Here is a 15,615-nt window from a genome sequence, read left to right as displayed (position 1 = left end):
AAAATGGATACCAGCAACACTAATTAATATGATTAATATAATACTAGTTAATATTAAAATTTTCTTTTTCGACATATATCACCAGCTCCTAAAATGTGGTGGAATTTTATAAAGTTTACATGTTTATGATACTACATAACACGCTCTTACAAAGAAAAACTATAATTTTAATCTAGGTCAAGGAAAAGCAATTAAAAGTGGTGATATAAAGTTCATCTAAGATTAACGAAATATTGCGGATATGAAGTGTTTAACAGATAAATACAGTGAAAAGTTGTACTAAAAATTCAAGTTTTTATTTTTATGTGTAAGTGTGATTAACTTGAAAGCAAAATTAAAACGACCGCATAGATTTAGCGATCGTTCTTTTTAGACTCTAGTTCTCTTTTTATATCACCTGGTGATTTTAATTGATTTGCTGGTTTTAGTAATTCACTTAATTTTTCACTTTCTATCATAGCTCCACCAAATTGATAATGATGTTCTGGTGATCCATATGCAACAAAATCATCTTTTTTGTTTTCATTGATGTAACCTTCAATTACGGCATCGCCCATAGGTCCTCTCTTTAAACTTGCGAAATGTACAGATTTGATCGTGTTCGGTTCTTTAGTGTTATGCTTGAGATAAAGTGTAATACGCTCTTGTTGTTCTTTGTAGTAAAGTGCTTTTTGTTTTTCTTTTTCGTCATATTTCATTTTAAAATAAATGACTGTAGCAACTATACATATACATAAAATAACACCAATAATTATAAAAACATGTTTTTTAGTCATTAAAGAAACTCCTAAAATGTGGTGGAAAATGAAAAAGTTTTTATAGTTCTGTAATTATGAACATTATAGATTAATCATAACACTAATATCATCGCCTTCACTAACTCGATTGTTAAAATCACCAATTACTATGAATTGTACAAGGAATAATTGCCTATCATGCTTTTTATATAATTATTGCCTTACCAACATTAATAAAAACGATAGCTATTACATTAAATGCCTATCTCCCACACCTCAAACATCTTTTTATACAGGACGCACTGTAATTTCATTCACGTTAACGTGCTTTGGTTGCGTTAATGCATATATTACTGCTTCTGCAATATCTTGTGGATCAAGTTTTTTACGGTCTGTTGGATTGTATGCGGCAGTTATTGCTGTATCTACCATTCCTGGAGAAATGCTTGTTACTTTAACGCCTGTCTTTGCCAACTCTTTTTCTAATCCTTGAGTAATAGTGTGAACTGCTGCTTTCGTCGCACTATAAATCGTACTGCTTTTCGTTACTTCAAAGCCAGAAATAGATGCGATGTTAATAAGATGACCACTTGATTGTTCTAACATAGTTGGTAATGCAGCCTGTGCCGTGTATAAAGTGCCTTTGATATTCACATCAATCATACTATCCCACTCATCTACTTGATAATCAGTAATCTTAGACGACAACATTTGCCCCGCACTATTGATAACAATATCCAAACCACCGAATGTTTGTTGTGCAATTTTTATCAATTCATCGACTTCTTCTTTTTTCGTTACATCTGTTGGCACTACCTTCACACTATCTTGAGCTAATTGATTCGCCACATTTTGCAGTTTATCTTTATTTCTACCGGCTAAAATGACTTTCACACCTTCTTCATGTAGTAATGTTGCAATTGCTTCTCCAATACCACTACCTGCACCTGTAACTACTGCTACTTTATCTGTTAATACTGTCATAATGATCGACTCCTTTGATTCTTTTTTATTTTTTCAGGGTAAATCATAAGTACATATTACTAGTTATACTTTTAAAAAGCGTATCACAATTCATATGCTGGTTATACTAACTCGATTTATTTCCGCTGATAAAGTACATTTTTAAGTTATTCTAAATATACAAATGATCGTTGTTCATATTTTTTATTTTTAAAAATGTTGAAAAATTGTCTCTTCTTTATTGTAAAAGTCGAAAGTTAGTACTAAAGTTATAAGTATTAGTAAACAATGGCAAGGCTGTTAGAAAAGGGGGAGTTATTGTGACATATCATGAGCGTGTATTAGCACTGAGAGCAGAAAGTAAAAGAACTGCATTTGATTTTAGATTCGAGGATTTATTTAGCAAAGAAGAATGGCTAAGTATGTCGCTTGCAGAAAGACAAAAAGCCGAGAAAGCATTTCGACACGAAATCAAAAAATTAGATGATGTAAGAATGCCCTTCTCAAGTGCACATGATGCCCAAGTGAAACTGTATAATGTTGTGTATTCATACAATGGCATTAAACGTAATTTCAAACAAGTTGAAAATGAAGGATTCTAATATCATTTCATTTATATATCGAGGACATGATACAGTTTGATATATAATCTTGTAGGTAATCATACTAAAATTCAATATAGACATGACTAAAGCCACATCCAATATAGGACGTGGCTTTTAGTATCGTTCCAGATTTGTGGGGAGTTAGGGTTTACTTAATTAAAGGGGTCTGCCCTCAATTGCTCACCAACGAGGGCAAGTTACATCAATCACACTTCAATTGCCGCCGACTAGGGGTAGTAATCATTGGCAATAAGAACTAGTTAGTGACTAACGATTTACGTTCCATAGCAAAGTGATACAAACGCTCAGCATCAATGTAAGGCATAGAATCAATAGTTAGGTAACCATCTTTGATGTCACCAATTAATCCTTGATTTACACCAGTGTTCACGTAAATATCATAGCTACTTACGTCTGAGAAAATAAGCGCTTCAATCTCTTTTCTCATAATCATCACTCCAATGTTTATATATTATTTATATAAACTCTCTCGTCTCTCTCTATTTATTAACTTCTTACAAGTCTAATATTACATGAATTTCCAAATAAATAAAGAGCTTTGTGATGTATTTCACAAATTTATCACTATTTTGGAAAATTAAGAAATAGTTAATTATATAAAAGTTTAATAAGTCAGAAAATATGATAAAATGTAGATGTTCTTTAGACATTAAAAGCTTCTAACATGATATGGAATATGAGGTTCCTATATCACATTAGAAGCTTTTTTGTTGTGGTGATTATATTGATAATGGCATGAATGAACACACGCTGTCTTAGCATCAGGAATCGGCTAGAATATTAAACTTCCGTTATTTGAATATTTTTTAATTTCTTACTAATATCATCCAGTTCATTCTTCGCCTTTTTAACCCAATCCCCTTGAGCTACATTATCAAATTCACCTTTAAATTTTTTGAAATGACTACTCATTTGATTTATTAAAAGCTCTTCATCATTTTTCAATTTGTTTTTATGGTCATGGTGAATTCTGTTATGCTCGGGCGCAATAACTTCAGTAATCTGTCTCATTTGCAAAACAGCATTAATACTCGGCCCGCTTGGTAACCTTTCAACAACTGAGTCATACCACATCTTTACTCTCTACCTCCCATTTTTTCAATTTCTTTTAAATATTCTCTTTTAAGTTCATCTTTAGAACGTTCTATTTTCAACTCTTCATTTTTAATTCGCTGGGTCATTTCATCATTAAACTCGTTTATAATATGCGTCATTTTAACGTTTGATTCTTGACTATAATCCATTTTGTTTTTTAGATATAAAAAGCAATCGTATGAATATTCACAATCCAACTTTATCTGATGCTTAATTTCCTGAAGTTGCTCTAATTTATCGTTCAATTTTCTTCTTTCTTCATCATATGCAGTTTCCAAATCACTTATTTTCTTATATCCACTAAACATTATATTACACCAGCTATCTGACTCGCTAATAATTGGTCATTACCTACAATTGCATTTACACTATCTTTAATTTTAGAGACGTAGTTGTGACAATCAATATTTATGTCATTCAATTCTTTTAACTTTTGTTCGATTTTGGTTACAGGTTCAGTCTCAAACTTGTTTTCATACGCATCACCATTTCTTAATGCTGTTAGTACTCCGTCATGCGAAAGTTTTGTTCCTATTTTATTTCCAGCTTTTTGGGAATTCTTCCAATTCTCTTGAAATTTGTCCTTCATATTATCGTACATCTTCTCCAGTTGGTTACTTTCCTCTTTAACTAATTTACTTAATCCCTCTGCTATTATTAATGCTGAAACAGATTCCAACAATTTTAGTTGAGACGAGGATAATGCTCCACCATTTGCTTGAAGCCAATTCACTCTAAGTTCTTCAACTTTCCCTAATTTTGATTTAGTATTGTCTTTTACTGATTTAAATGACTTATTATTTGCGTCTTCGTATCCTTTGACTTTTCTTAATTCTGATAAAATTTTAGCTTGTGCATATTTCCTTAAAAAGGCTCCCATATCATGGCCTTCCCCATTGTTCAAAACTATTTTCTCACCAGCTGTATCATACATAAACTGACTAACAAAACCATCTAACTCATCTTTATCAGAAACAAACCTTACTATATGTCCATTATAATTTTTTAACATTTTCTTAATTTCTATATCTCCGATCGCACTTGCCGGCATATTTTTCAGAGCAAATATACGAAAATCTCTAATTGATAATGGCGCCGGATTATATACAACAATATTTTTGATATCGTTACTAACACCTAATATAATTGCATCCCTACCGCCAAGTGAGTGCCCAGTTATTGTGTCAATTTCATATTCTTTTTTGATATCTTTAATAAAGTCTTGCGTATCTTTAAAATGTGGATCTTTATCCGTTACAGTACCTAGACCAATATTGGCATCAGCTCCGAAATCTTTCAACATTTCTTCCGCATCTTTCTTGTCTTGGTCGGAGTGGTCAAATGGATGTTTCAAAACATTTCCCATTTCTTCAAAATGTAAATTTGTACCAGTCATGCCTAAAGTCACTTTGCCAGTATCTTTATTTTTGAACGCAGTCGTAGTTGTACCAGTGTTTGGATCAGTATAACTTTTTAAGTATTTCAAGTTTTTAGGAAATTTACCTTCCTCTTTAAGACCCTCTATTTGTTCATTGATTTTACCCTTTTTTAAACCACTGTTATTAGCGTTTTCTATTTCATAACTAATTTTAGATACAGTACTTGTTTCTTCAGAGTTAGCTTTTATATTGCCCGGTTTTATTTGATATTCAGTTTGACTCATAACTTGTTATCCTCACTTGGAGTATATTGTACGGAATCTGTAAAATAGATGTTTTCTTCTTTGTTTTCTACAAAGGTAAATTCTAGACTTTTTGATCCTACTGATGAACCTTTTAAATCGCCATCGCCCTTCAACAATAGTTTAGGAGCTTTCTTAGTAGGTATATCATACCTCTTTCTAAGTTGCTTAACATTGTAGTCATCATTACTTAATTGATACTTTGCTGAATAACTTGGCACATTCGGATTATATGAAATGTCACCATCTTTATAATCATTAATATCTTTAAAGTTGCCATATTGTACAAAAAACTTAAAGTCTTCAATTTCTTTTCTTAACTTCTCATCATGTATTGGTTTCATTGGAACGATTCTATTATTTTCCATTTTCACCGGATATTTTTTATCTTTACTGTCTGAATACCCTTTACTATCCTCGGTTATTTCTCTAATAACAAAATTACCTTTCGTTGTTCTAGTATTACGATTGATATAGAGAACCATTCCTCTAGATTCCATATTCCTACCATTTGTCTCAATTATCATTTTAGAGTGAATTATCCAAGTGCCTTTATCTCCTTTTTCAAACTCTTCGTCACGAAAGCCTTCTTTATCATAAAAGTCTTCAAGATTTTTGGTTGGATATAAACTCAATGTTTTATTGAAATTTTCTTTAATTTGTTTATCTTTACTACTTTCTTCTTTTTTCATTCCGCAACCCCCTATAAAAACAGATAGTATTATCAAGCATAGACACAATTTTATTTTTTTTGAATGAATCATCATTTCTCCACCTTATATTTTTAATACTGACTCAATCTTTAATTTATACAACTAAAACGAAAAATTGTTTTGAACAAATGAATTTAATTGTAAATATTTTGTATTTCAAATCTTCTTATCAGAATTATAAAACAATTAAATCAAAAGATAAAGTTGGTATGATTTAAAATAAATTCTAGGATTATCTTTCACCTAATTAGAGCTTTATGAAAATTTAACTCCAAACTTCTATTAACCCTATTCAGTAGGTTTGAAATTAATACTATCCGTAAAATAGATGTTTTCTTCTTTGTTTTCTACAAAGGTAAACTCTAAATTTTTGTGTCCTGTAGATGATCCTTTTAAATCACCATCGCCTTTTATTAATAATTTAGGTACTTTCTTAGTTGGTATATCATACCTCTTTCTAAGTTGTTTCACATTGTAGTCATTGTTACTCAATTGATATTCTGCTGAATAACTAGGTACATTTGGATTATATGAAATGTCACCATCTTTATATTCATTAATATCTTTAAAGTCACCGTATTGTACAAAGAATTTAAAGTTTTCAATTTCTTTTCTTAATTTATCATCAGCTATCGGTTTGGTTGGGATAATTTGATTATATTCCATTTTTACTGGATATTTTGTATCTTTACTTTGTGCATACCCTTTACTGTCTTCCCACAATTCTCTAACAATAAAATTACCTTTCGTTGTCCTAGTATTACGATTTATATAGAGCACCATACTTCTAGATTCCATTTTTTTACCCTTTAGCTCAATTACCATCTCGGAATCAACAATCCAAGTACCTTTATCACCCTTTTCAAATTCTTGATCTCTAAAGCCTTCTTTATCATAAAAGTCTTCAAGGTTTTTGGTTGGATACAAACTCAATGTTTTATTGAAACTTTCTTTGATTTGTTTCTCTTCTTTCATACCACACGCGCTAATAAAAACAGCTAATAATACTAAATATAGACAGAGTATCAGCTTTCTTGAGTGAATCATTATTTCACATCCCCATTATTTATTTTTGATGCAAAATTAAGTTCAAATTCCAATATTAATATTACTAGGGGGAATTTTATGATTGAAACATCGTAGACTTTAATTGTTAGTTGTATTTTTCACATATCAACATCACAAATTATTTAAAAAGCGCAAATATCTTTATAATTTTTATTGGCCTAACCAACTAATTAATTAAGATAAATTGCGCTTATATTTAAAATAACAACACTGAAACTCAATGTCTTTACTGATTAAAATTGATGTTTAAATACATCTTTACTAACATTCATTTTTCGGTTTACATTAATTTGTTATATAGCGATATATATCATCTCTTACAGCTTTATCCAGTGCTAAATCCATCGTTACTACGTTCGAACCATTCGGCATTTTATCTTGCTTCTCTGAACCTTCTATATATCCAGCAGTTCCTAAATAATAAAAATATATACCATCATCATCTTTTTTCTGTACAAAAATATACATTTTAATTCCTTTTGCTCTATGGGACAAAATTTTCTGAACTTCTTTTGATTTTAGAGTTCTATTAGATTTAGTAAACCATTTTAATTCATCTTGACTTAAAAATTCATCTTCATATTTTGTGCTATCACTTATATCCTCATGCTTATCATAAGTGATAAATATTGGCATTTCTTGGCTTCTTATCATGTATCCCATGATTACAGACGAACCATTTTTATTCCAATTAAATATTTTACTAAAATCTTCTCTTGAATATTTATTATATAAAATCAGTCCATTTTTACCTTTTTGGTATTTTTCATTGTTATACTTTGATAATTCAATAAGATCTTCTAAAAATATTTTAAATGTTTGATTACTTAGAGCATTAGTAAATGCATCACTTAGTCTTATTATTCTTTCATTACGTTCTATAATGGGACTTCCATAGATTTTTTCAATTCCTGCGTTGTAAAATGAAAAATCTAAAATTCTTAATGAAGTATCTATATCATCTTCTGTTATATCCTTAACTTCGTTCAACACTTTATTTTTTAATTCATCATATGTTAATTCATTTTTTAAAAGTTCTTCTAAAACTAAACTATCGATTCTTTTCAATCCAGGTGCTATTTGCCTTGAAAAGAAAACCAGATTTTTAGATTCATTTTCCGTCAATAAAGCATCTATTTTTTTATACCTTACTAAAAACTCGTAATAATTACTAAATTTAGAAAATATAACGCTTGGATCTATAGAATGTTGTTGTATAAAATCCATTAGTAACGGCATGTGTCCCAATCTATTTTCAACTTCTTCATAAGCTTTTAATATTAATTTATTTTGATTTAATGATACTGCATCCAATGAATTGTAAATCTGTTTTTTAGCAACTTCTTCAAAGTTAATTGTAGATACTCCATTAATTGAATCGTTATTCGTTAAAAACTTCTTATAATTATCTTTATTTTGCGATTGATCGCCAGAAAGCGCAATCGGAATTAAATAATTTGTTTTATAATTACCAATAAAATCAATTACCGTAACATACTCTTTATTTGAACTTTTTCTTAATCCTCTACCAAGTTGCTGAATGAATATAATACTAGACTCTGTTGGTCTCAACATTACAACTTGATTGACTTCTGGAATATCAATACCTTCGTTAAAAAGATCTACAGTTATAATATAGTTAATTTTACCTTCTTTTAATTTTTCTATTATAATTTGGCGATAATTAACGCTATCATCTCCTGTTAAAGCAACACTTTTAATCCCTTTTGAACTTAGTTTATCCGCTAAATCATAAGCTTCTTTTTTGCTACTTACAAAAATTAATCCTTGTAAAATTTCACCTGAATATCCATAGTAATCTGTCTTTTGAATAATATAATTAACTCTTTCATCAGAAGTTAAATATCTCAGTTTAGTTACATCATCTTCTTTAATACCTTGATGTACATAATCAGTCACACCAAAATAATGAAATGGACATAAAATATCACTTTCTAATGCTGCTTGTAACCTTATTTCATATGCAATATTATAATCAAACAGTTCAAATATACTTAATTCATCTGATCTTTCTGGTGTTGCAGTCATTCCCAGCATAAACTTAGGTTTGAAGTAATTAAATACTCGTTGATAAGTAGATGCAGCAGAACGATGTGCTTCATCAAAAACAATATAATCGAATTCTTTTTCATCAAATTGCTTAAAATTATCATCTCTAGATAATGTTTGAATGGTTGCAAATAAATATTTGGCATCGACATCTCTATGTTTGCCTGTCAATAATCCAAAATCACTATCATTTTTTATGGGTAATACTTTTTTAAATTCTTCCTTAGCTCTATTTAAAATCCCCTCATTATGAACAATAAATAAAAATTTATTAGGGTTTACTTCTCTAACATCTAATGCACATAAAATCGTTTTACCTGTACCAGTTGCAGATATTATTAACGCCTTATCTTTGGCTTTATCCCTAATAGCTTTTAATGACCTTAATGCTTCTGCTTGCATTAAATTTGGTACAATTTCCACTGATTTTTTCACCTTATCAGCTAGCAGCATTTGAGTTTGTTCAACCTCCGCTAATTTTTCTAAAGAACGGTACTCAAATGATTCTTTATATGAATTAATCCATTGCTCAGTCAGTGGGGTACTGTTTTGCCATAACAAGTCAAATTCATTTTTTACACTATCAACTAAATCGCCATTTTTCATAGTAGACAGTAAAACATTATGCTCATAATTAACCTTTAACGCATTAGATGTTAAATTAGAGCTTCCTATTACCATAGAACTATAATCCTTATGTTCAAAAATATATCCTTTGGCATGGAATCCAGCAATATCAGTTAATCTTACCTCTACATTTTTTAATTTAAGTAATTCTCCATACATTTTAGGACTATTGAATCCTAAGTAATTAGATGTTAATATTTTCCCTTTAACACCCTTATTGCTTAAATCTAATAGTTGAGCCTTTAAGCTGGCTAACCCGCTTTCTGTTATAAAAGCTACAGAAAAATAAAACGTTTCACATTTTTGAAGTTCATCTATAATTGTTGAAAGAACTTTTTCATTTTTATTATTTACTAAAAGCTTCGGTGTATAATTCCCTTTATGAGGAATATCTTTGTCTATAAAACCTTTTTGTAAAGATTGATTGAAATCATTTAGTAATCTACTCATATTATCCCTCAGTCATAATTTTATTAACGGCTGGTATATCTGCTGGAGCCCAATTTAATTTATCAAGTTCATTTATAGGCAACCATTCAATACTCTTATGTTCAATTAGAGTTGGTAACTCCTTGTTCAAATTACATTTGTATGTTGTTAACTTAACAATGCCAAAATCATATTCATGTTCTGTAGTTATAACTTTGTCTCCAACAATTAGATCACATTTCATTTCTTCTCTAATTTCTCTAATCAAAGCCTCTTTTTCAGTTTCATTCTTTTCAATCTTGCCGCCAGGAAATTCCCACATTAAAGGCAGACTCATTTCTTCACTTCTCTGTGCACAAAGAATTTTGTTATCAGAAAAAATAATAGCTCCTACTACATTGATTACTTTTTTCATAAGACTCACCCTTCAAATTAAAATCATCTTAATTGTTATTCTATCAAAAATTACAAAACTATATATAAAGCAATATTAAAAATTAATATTTTACATTCACATGCACGCTCTACTCCATGCATTTTCATACACATCTATTATATAATACTTGTGAAAAGTATTGTCTTAGGACTGTGTTTTTTTACTTTTGGGGCGTATTTCTTTATAATTCATTACATAAATGTAAGGGCTTTAGTTTTCATGTTTTATTAAGTCTAACTGAGATTTTGAAAGGATGTTTAGCAACAATGGATAAAGAATTATGGATAGAAAGAGCTAATGATAGTTTAGTTAAACATTTTTATGAGCAGCAATCTGACATTGAACAGCGAGAAGGTTTTGAAAGTAAATTAACGTTTGGTACTGCGGGTATACGCGGAAAATTCGGTCTTGGTGAAGGTCGACTTAATAAGTTTACTATTGAAAAATTGGCATTAGGTTTAGCGCGTTATTTAAATGTCCAAACAAACAATCCAACAATAGTCATTCATTATGATATTAGACATCTTTCAACTGAATTCGCCCAAATTATTGCTAATGTATTAGCAAATCACCAAATAACAGTTTATTTACCTGATACATATAAAACGACACCGGAATTATCGTTCGCGGTGCGCAATCTTAATACTACTGCTGGCATTATGATTACAGCAAGTCATAATCCGAAAGACTATAACGGCATTAAAGTATATGGTTCTGATGGCGCGCAACTATCGACTGATGCATCTGAGCTTGCAAGTCGTTATATCGAAGAAGTTGGCGACCCATTACAGATTGATTTACCTATTTCAAAACAAAATACATCTTATATCAAGCCGTTTCCGAAATCTGTAACTGATGACTATATGAAACACATTCAAAATATGATTGGTTATATTCCTAAATCTGATTTACAAGTTGTGTTCACTAGTTTGCATGGTACAAGTGTTCCGATTGTACCTGAGTTATTAAAGTCTTTGAATTTCAATCAATTTAATCTTGTAGAAGCACAATGTAAACCTGATCCGAATTTCAGCTCAGTTCAAAGTGCTAATCCTGAAGATCATCGCGCTTTTGATCAAGCAGTCGAACTTGCAAATAAACGTCATGCAGACTTATTAATATGTACTGATCCTGATGCGGATAGACTTGGTATTGCTGAACGTGATGCACATGGTCATATCACATATTTTAATGGCAACCAAATTGGTGCGCTGTTACTTAATTATCGTATTCAACAAACATCTCAATTACGTCATCGCTTAATGATTCAATCGATTGTAAGTAGTGAGTTAACAAAGTCATTAGCACGCTATAATAATGTTGAATACAAAGAGGTGCTGACGGGCTTTAAATTTATTGCTCAGGAAATAAGACAACTAGATGATCATCAAAACATGATTTTCGCCTTTGAAGAGAGTTACGGTTTTCTATCAGAGCCTTTTGTACGTGATAAAGATGCCGTGCAAATTGTGCCACTCATTATAAAATACGCTTCTGAGTTAAAATTATATGGAAAAACATTGAAAGATGAATTAGAACAGATTTATCAAACTGTTGGTAGACATGAGGATACATTATTCTCGCATACGCTAGAAGGATTAGAAGGTAAGAAAAAAATTGAATCAATTATGACACATTTCCGTTCAAATCCACCTCAAGAAATTCAAGGTATGAGAGTGAAAGCAATTGAAGATTATTTAACTAGCGAGGTTTATCATTTGGATAAAGATACAACGTCGCAGATTAATTCTCCTAAATCAAATGTTATTCGTGTCTTATTTGACGAAGGATTTATCGCTTTACGTCCTTCTGGTACTGAACCTAAAATTAAATTATATGTGTCGTTAAAATGTCCGAATTTTGATAATGTAGCTCAAAAAATTAATGCGATGATTTTTAGCTAATTAAAAATTTTATATATCGAAATATTACATTTCATTTTATGCTTATCAGCCCTTTTGAAACTAGAATCCTTATGTTTTCGCGTTTTGAAGGGGCTAATTTGTAATAATTTTTCAAAAGTATATTAGAAAATTAATTTTCATGTATTTTTCATTTTAAGCGGTAATAATATAATAATTAATACCGCGACCTATTTAATTGTTTTCGCGATGAAAAAGGTTTAGAATTACAAAAATAACTATTTTAAATTTAGTTACAAATATATTTTAGAAAGGATGTGAAATAATGAAAGGCTCTAAACAAATACTTTTGATTATGGGCATTATATCTCTTATTGTTTTATTTATTTTTACACTATTCATCATGGCGCAATATGCAAAACATTATGAACAAAAATCCGACAGTTCCAACGCACATACTTTAAATTCATCATCAGCCATAATTGAGCAACATACTATGTCGAATTTAGCGTCTCTAGATTTATACGCTCCTGTTCGTAACATTACTTCTAGTCGTGATATTCATCCCGTTTATTTCATGACAAAAGATTAAAACTTCCTTTTTCATAACCCCATTCATTTAACTAATAAATTGAAAATTGATAAAAACGTACTGTTTTTTAGAAACATACATATATAAGAAACACATCCATTACTAAAAGACAGTACATTATATTCTATCAGGAAGGTGCAACAATGACCGTCAACATCGTAGTCTCTATCGTGTTTTGTATCAGTATGGTTGTATTAGGCATTTATGTCGCAATAACTAAAGATTTCACACTAATTTCTTATATAAATCAAACGGCCATTGCAAATAAACACAAGAACCAAATTGTATATATATTTGCGCTATGTATAAGTTTGAGTGCTGTATTTTTAATGTCTTCAATTCTAAGCTTCGAATATGATTTTATTGCATTGGCATTCGTATTTTTAACGAAAACATTATTTCTTATCGCATTATTCTATGTTTGCTTTTATAAAATTACAAAATATCCGTAAATGTTTGTGATAGTGTGTTGGTTAGATTTAATGTTGTACTGTCAGTAAGCAATTGTTTGCGAAAAAAATACAACCTTGTACGAATACAAAGTTGCATTAATATAGAAATCGCAGCGAACTATTTATGCTTTTTAATGTCACAAAATAAATTGATTAAACTAGCTAAAATAGTCAAAATTGGAATCAAGATTACATAAATATCATGACCTCTAGATATTAGTATACATAATATAATTAGCGACCCTATTATAATTGCTAAATTATAAGCCAAACTAATTTTATATTTCATTTCAATCCCCACCTTAATAGCATTTATTAAAATTCTATTATGTTTACATAGACTTCTTAAAAAACTTTAACCCCGCTAAGCTAAGCATTGAAATAATTGCACCTCCTGATATAAATATATTACTTAAGCTTAGTAAAGGTATAATTAAACTTATAAGTCCTAAAGACAATGTATCCGCTGCGTAATTCGATGTAGATGAGATACTAAATACTTTCCCCATTAAATGATTTGGCGTTTTTATTTGAATGGCAACTGATCTTGTTAGGCCCTCTATAGATTGTCCAAGTCCCACTAAAGTTGCACCTATATATAGTATCGCCAAACTTGGAAACACATTAATAATCGATAAGCCAATTCCCCAAACTAAAACGCCAATACTAAATTTAAAGATTAATCGTTTTTCTGACAGCAAACCCATAATCAATGACATTAGTAAAGACGCAATACCTAAACATGATGTAGCTAGTCCATATACACCAACGCCCTCTTTTAATATATTGGAAATAAACAATGGTAATGCAACACGCCAAAGGCCAGTATTAATCAATATGCAGGCAAATTGAATGATAATGATAAATGGAATTTCTTTAGATTGTTTAAAGAATTCCCAAGTTTCAGAAAAATCTTCTTTTGAGTGTCTATCAAACATGTTGTTATTTGTATATTTTAAAAGTGCATTAAAAATAAATCCTAAAAATAGCAATATACTGCAAATAAAAAAGATGCCAACATTGCCAACTAATATTACAATGACACCAATTAAAGCAGGTAAAATAATATTTGAGCCTCTTTGCAAACTATCGATTAACGCATTACTTGTTGCTAAATGCTCCTCATCAATAATTTCAGGAAGAATTGCCCTAAACGCAGGATCCGTATAGCAGTTAATAATGGTGATAGCTGTAGATATGGTTAGAAGCGTCAGATAATTTAAATTTGATGTTATTGCAAGTAAAGGAATAATTATTATAATCAAACTTAGTATAAGATCAGATAGATAAAGTATTTTCTTTTTATTATGTTTATCAGAATATGCCCCACCGAAAATACCAAATATAATAAATGGAAGTGTTTGACTCATAACCATCATTGATAATTTTAAAGATGATTGGTTTGTCAATTCAACGGTAAACCAAATTATTTGCAACGAAAACAGCACAAAGCAACTCCGACGTAAGAAATTACCAATCAATAAATATGTAAAGTTTCTATTTTTCAAAACTTCTAAGTACAACATATTTATCACCTCTCATAAAAATAATTGAAAGCATCCACCAGCCTTTTTAGACCTTCTTCTAAACTCTCTTTATTCAAAGCACAATTAATTCTAATATACATACTACTTGAAATATTATGTATAACCCTCAAAATGACTATCCAAAAGTTATATTCTACTAAATATGATTATATTAAATATTAAAATATTATCAAAAAATTCAAATTTATAGCAAAAAATACACCCCTTAAAGTTAGGTCTTTCAATCCAACTTTTGGGGTGTATATCATTTTCATTATATTCTAGGTTGTTTTTAACAAACTAAATATAGTAAGTGCGAAACAACTATTATTTAAATATGAATTATTTTAATTTTTTCTTCTACGAGCTAGTAATAATAATCCGGCAATTCCAATTATACTACTAAAAATCAAACCTTTTTGCATACTTTCAGCACCTGTTTTTGGTAATTCTGCTCGTTTTGTCTCTTGATTAGCTACTGATTCTTTAGCAATTTTAGATTTTCTAACTTTACCATTTTTATCTATTGAATGAACTGGGTCATTTGGTTTTGCTCTGTCTTTCGATAATCCTGGATTGTTAGGATTTACTGGGCCACTTGGATGAGTTGGTTTGCTCGGCTTCTCTGGGTTTTCAGGTCCTTTTGGATCTTTTGGTTTCTCGCCACCGAACTCTACAATCTTGTCTACTGGTTGTTTTGTGATTTCTTCTGTTGGTTGACCCTCGCCAACTTTTTCA

17 protein-coding genes and 2 pseudogenes are annotated in these 15,615 nt (G+C 30.2%); 5 read left to right on the top strand and 14 right to left on the bottom strand.

The window, feature by feature from the left end; translation table 11 throughout:
• The 3 genes and pseudogenes from CD116_RS13960 to CD116_RS09340 form a co-directional block, all read right to left on the bottom strand.
• Positions 1 to 75, bottom strand: a pseudogene (locus CD116_RS13960) (DUF1433 domain-containing protein); the annotation flags it as partial.
• A 278-nt stretch (positions 76 to 353) separates the two neighbouring features.
• Complete coding sequence (locus CD116_RS09345; RefSeq protein WP_047549983.1) at positions 354 to 776, bottom strand: DUF1433 domain-containing protein; 423 nt, start codon at positions 774 to 776, stop codon at positions 354 to 356.
• A 249-nt stretch (positions 777 to 1,025) separates the two neighbouring features.
• The gene (locus CD116_RS09340) at positions 1,026 to 1,721 is read right to left on the bottom strand and encodes an SDR family oxidoreductase (RefSeq protein ID WP_047549984.1); all 696 of its coding nucleotides are present in this window, start codon (positions 1,719 to 1,721) and stop codon (positions 1,026 to 1,028) included.
• 299 nt (positions 1,722 to 2,020) lie between these two features.
• On the opposite strand from CD116_RS09340, the gene CD116_RS09335 reads away from it, so the two are divergent.
• Together CD116_RS09335 and CD116_RS14130 are read left to right on the top strand one after the other, a co-directional pair.
• Positions 2,021 to 2,302 carry a single-stranded DNA-binding protein gene (locus CD116_RS09335; protein WP_000220932.1) on the top strand — a complete coding sequence of 94 codons (282 nt, stop codon included), beginning with the start codon at positions 2,021 to 2,023 and terminating at the stop codon, positions 2,300 to 2,302.
• Positions 2,238 to 2,423: pseudogene (locus tag CD116_RS14130) on the top strand (hypothetical protein). The gene CD116_RS09335 and the pseudogene CD116_RS14130 overlap by 65 nt, the downstream one beginning before the upstream one ends.
• Positions 2,424 to 2,561: 138 nt before the next feature.
• On the opposite strand, the gene CD116_RS09325 reads toward CD116_RS14130, so the two are convergent.
• The 8 genes from CD116_RS09325 to CD116_RS09290 form a co-directional block, all read right to left on the bottom strand.
• Positions 2,562 to 2,753 (bottom strand): hypothetical protein, encoded by a 192-nt coding sequence (locus CD116_RS09325; protein WP_001224379.1) that lies wholly within the window; start codon positions 2,751 to 2,753, stop codon positions 2,562 to 2,564.
• A gap of 353 nt (positions 2,754 to 3,106) precedes the next feature.
• The gene (locus tag CD116_RS09320) at positions 3,107 to 3,400 is read right to left on the bottom strand and encodes a hypothetical protein (RefSeq protein WP_047549987.1); all 294 of its coding nucleotides are present in this window, start codon (positions 3,398 to 3,400) and stop codon (positions 3,107 to 3,109) included.
• 2 nt (positions 3,401 to 3,402) lie between these two features.
• Positions 3,403 to 3,729 carry a hypothetical protein gene (locus CD116_RS09315; RefSeq protein WP_047549990.1) on the bottom strand — a complete coding sequence of 109 codons (327 nt, stop codon included), beginning with the start codon at positions 3,727 to 3,729 and terminating at the stop codon, positions 3,403 to 3,405.
• Complete coding sequence (locus tag CD116_RS09310; protein ID WP_047549993.1) at positions 3,729 to 5,084, bottom strand: membrane protein; 1,356 nt, start codon at positions 5,082 to 5,084, stop codon at positions 3,729 to 3,731. Before CD116_RS09310 ends, CD116_RS09315 begins: the two co-directional genes overlap by 1 nt.
• On the bottom strand, positions 5,081 to 5,866 hold the full coding sequence (locus tag CD116_RS09305; RefSeq protein ID WP_078101723.1) for a tandem-type lipoprotein: 786 nt from the start codon (positions 5,864 to 5,866) through the stop codon (positions 5,081 to 5,083). Before CD116_RS09305 ends, CD116_RS09310 begins: the two co-directional genes overlap by 4 nt.
• Positions 5,867 to 6,103: 237 nt before the next feature.
• The gene (locus tag CD116_RS09300; RefSeq protein WP_047549996.1) at positions 6,104 to 6,862 is read right to left on the bottom strand and encodes a tandem-type lipoprotein; all 759 of its coding nucleotides are present in this window, start codon (positions 6,860 to 6,862) and stop codon (positions 6,104 to 6,106) included.
• Positions 6,863 to 7,168: 306 nt separating this feature from the next.
• The gene (locus CD116_RS09295; RefSeq protein ID WP_047549999.1) at positions 7,169 to 10,030 is read right to left on the bottom strand and encodes a DEAD/DEAH box helicase; all 2,862 of its coding nucleotides are present in this window, start codon (positions 10,028 to 10,030) and stop codon (positions 7,169 to 7,171) included.
• Position 10,031: 1 nt separating this feature from the next.
• Positions 10,032 to 10,424 (bottom strand): (deoxy)nucleoside triphosphate pyrophosphohydrolase, encoded by a 393-nt coding sequence (locus tag CD116_RS09290; RefSeq protein WP_047431450.1) that lies wholly within the window; start codon positions 10,422 to 10,424, stop codon positions 10,032 to 10,034.
• A 116-nt stretch (positions 10,425 to 10,540) separates the two neighbouring features.
• On the opposite strand from CD116_RS09290, the gene CD116_RS09285 reads away from it, so the two are divergent.
• The 3 genes from CD116_RS09285 to CD116_RS09275 all read left to right on the top strand — a co-directional run bounded on the left by CD116_RS09285 (position 10,541) and on the right by CD116_RS09275 (position 13,351).
• Complete coding sequence (locus tag CD116_RS09285) at positions 10,541 to 12,349, top strand: phospho-sugar mutase (RefSeq protein ID WP_078101724.1); 1,809 nt, start codon at positions 10,541 to 10,543, stop codon at positions 12,347 to 12,349.
• 283 nt (positions 12,350 to 12,632) lie between these two features.
• Positions 12,633 to 12,899 (top strand): SaeRS system activator ScrA, encoded by a 267-nt coding sequence (gene scrA, locus CD116_RS09280; RefSeq protein ID WP_047550005.1) that lies wholly within the window; start codon positions 12,633 to 12,635, stop codon positions 12,897 to 12,899.
• Between the two features lie 143 nt (positions 12,900 to 13,042).
• Positions 13,043 to 13,351 (top strand): hypothetical protein, encoded by a 309-nt coding sequence (locus CD116_RS09275; protein WP_047550008.1) that lies wholly within the window; start codon positions 13,043 to 13,045, stop codon positions 13,349 to 13,351.
• A gap of 118 nt (positions 13,352 to 13,469) precedes the next feature.
• Here the strand turns inward: CD116_RS09275 and CD116_RS09270 are convergent, their stop codons facing one another.
• The 3 genes from CD116_RS09270 to CD116_RS09260 form a co-directional block, all read right to left on the bottom strand.
• Positions 13,470 to 13,673, bottom strand: coding sequence for a hypothetical protein (locus CD116_RS09270; RefSeq protein WP_078061123.1), 204 nt, complete (start codon positions 13,671 to 13,673; stop codon positions 13,470 to 13,472).
• Positions 13,674 to 13,683: 10 nt separating this feature from the next.
• Entirely contained in the window at positions 13,684 to 14,877 is a 1,194-nt protein-coding gene (locus tag CD116_RS09265) for an MFS transporter (RefSeq protein WP_047550011.1), read from the bottom strand.
• Positions 14,878 to 15,224: 347 nt separating this feature from the next.
• On the bottom strand, positions 15,225 to 15,615 hold a 391-nt coding region (locus CD116_RS09260; RefSeq protein WP_142381047.1), incomplete at its 5' end, for an LPXTG cell wall anchor domain-containing protein.

Origin of the sequence: Staphylococcus schweitzeri (genome assembly GCF_002902405.1) — a bacterium.
Classification (GTDB): Bacteria; Bacillota; Bacilli; order Staphylococcales; family Staphylococcaceae; genus Staphylococcus; species Staphylococcus schweitzeri.
The sequence above is the reverse complement of the archived record's forward strand: the minus strand, read 5'-3'. Positions and strand labels throughout refer to the sequence as shown.

What these genes read in the sequence shown, in the direction of transcription:
- CD116_RS09315 (WP_047549990.1), bottom strand. Translation starts at nt 3,729, where the DNA reads ATGTTTAGTGGATATAAGAAAATAAGTGATTTGGAAACTGCATATGAT.
- CD116_RS09305 (WP_078101723.1), bottom strand. Translation starts at nt 5,866, where the DNA reads ATGATTCATTCAAAAAAAATAAAATTGTGTCTATGCTTGATAATACTA.
- CD116_RS09275 (WP_047550008.1), top strand. Translation starts at nt 13,043, where the DNA reads ATGACCGTCAACATCGTAGTCTCTATCGTGTTTTGTATCAGTATGGTT.
- CD116_RS09290 (WP_047431450.1), bottom strand. Translation starts at nt 10,424, where the DNA reads ATGAAAAAAGTAATCAATGTAGTAGGAGCTATTATTTTTTCTGATAAC.
- CD116_RS09310 (WP_047549993.1), bottom strand. Translation starts at nt 5,084, where the DNA reads ATGAGTCAAACTGAATATCAAATAAAACCGGGCAATATAAAAGCTAAC.
- CD116_RS09340 (WP_047549984.1), bottom strand. Translation starts at nt 1,721, where the DNA reads ATGACAGTATTAACAGATAAAGTAGCAGTAGTTACAGGTGCAGGTAGT.
- CD116_RS09345 (WP_047549983.1), bottom strand. Translation starts at nt 776, where the DNA reads ATGACTAAAAAACATGTTTTTATAATTATTGGTGTTATTTTATGTATA.
- CD116_RS09295 (WP_047549999.1), bottom strand. Translation starts at nt 10,030, where the DNA reads ATGAGTAGATTACTAAATGATTTCAATCAATCTTTACAAAAAGGTTTT.
- CD116_RS09320 (WP_047549987.1), bottom strand. Translation starts at nt 3,400, where the DNA reads ATGTGGTATGACTCAGTTGTTGAAAGGTTACCAAGCGGGCCGAGTATT.
- CD116_RS09325 (WP_001224379.1), bottom strand. Translation starts at nt 2,753, where the DNA reads ATGAGAAAAGAGATTGAAGCGCTTATTTTCTCAGACGTAAGTAGCTAT.
- CD116_RS09300 (WP_047549996.1), bottom strand. Translation starts at nt 6,862, where the DNA reads ATGATTCACTCAAGAAAGCTGATACTCTGTCTATATTTAGTATTATTA.
- CD116_RS09285 (WP_078101724.1), top strand. Translation starts at nt 10,541, where the DNA reads ATGCATTTTCATACACATCTATTATATAATACTTGTGAAAAGTATTGT.
- scrA (WP_047550005.1), top strand. Translation starts at nt 12,633, where the DNA reads ATGAAAGGCTCTAAACAAATACTTTTGATTATGGGCATTATATCTCTT.
- CD116_RS09265 (WP_047550011.1), bottom strand. Translation starts at nt 14,877, where the DNA reads ATGTTGTACTTAGAAGTTTTGAAAAATAGAAACTTTACATATTTATTG.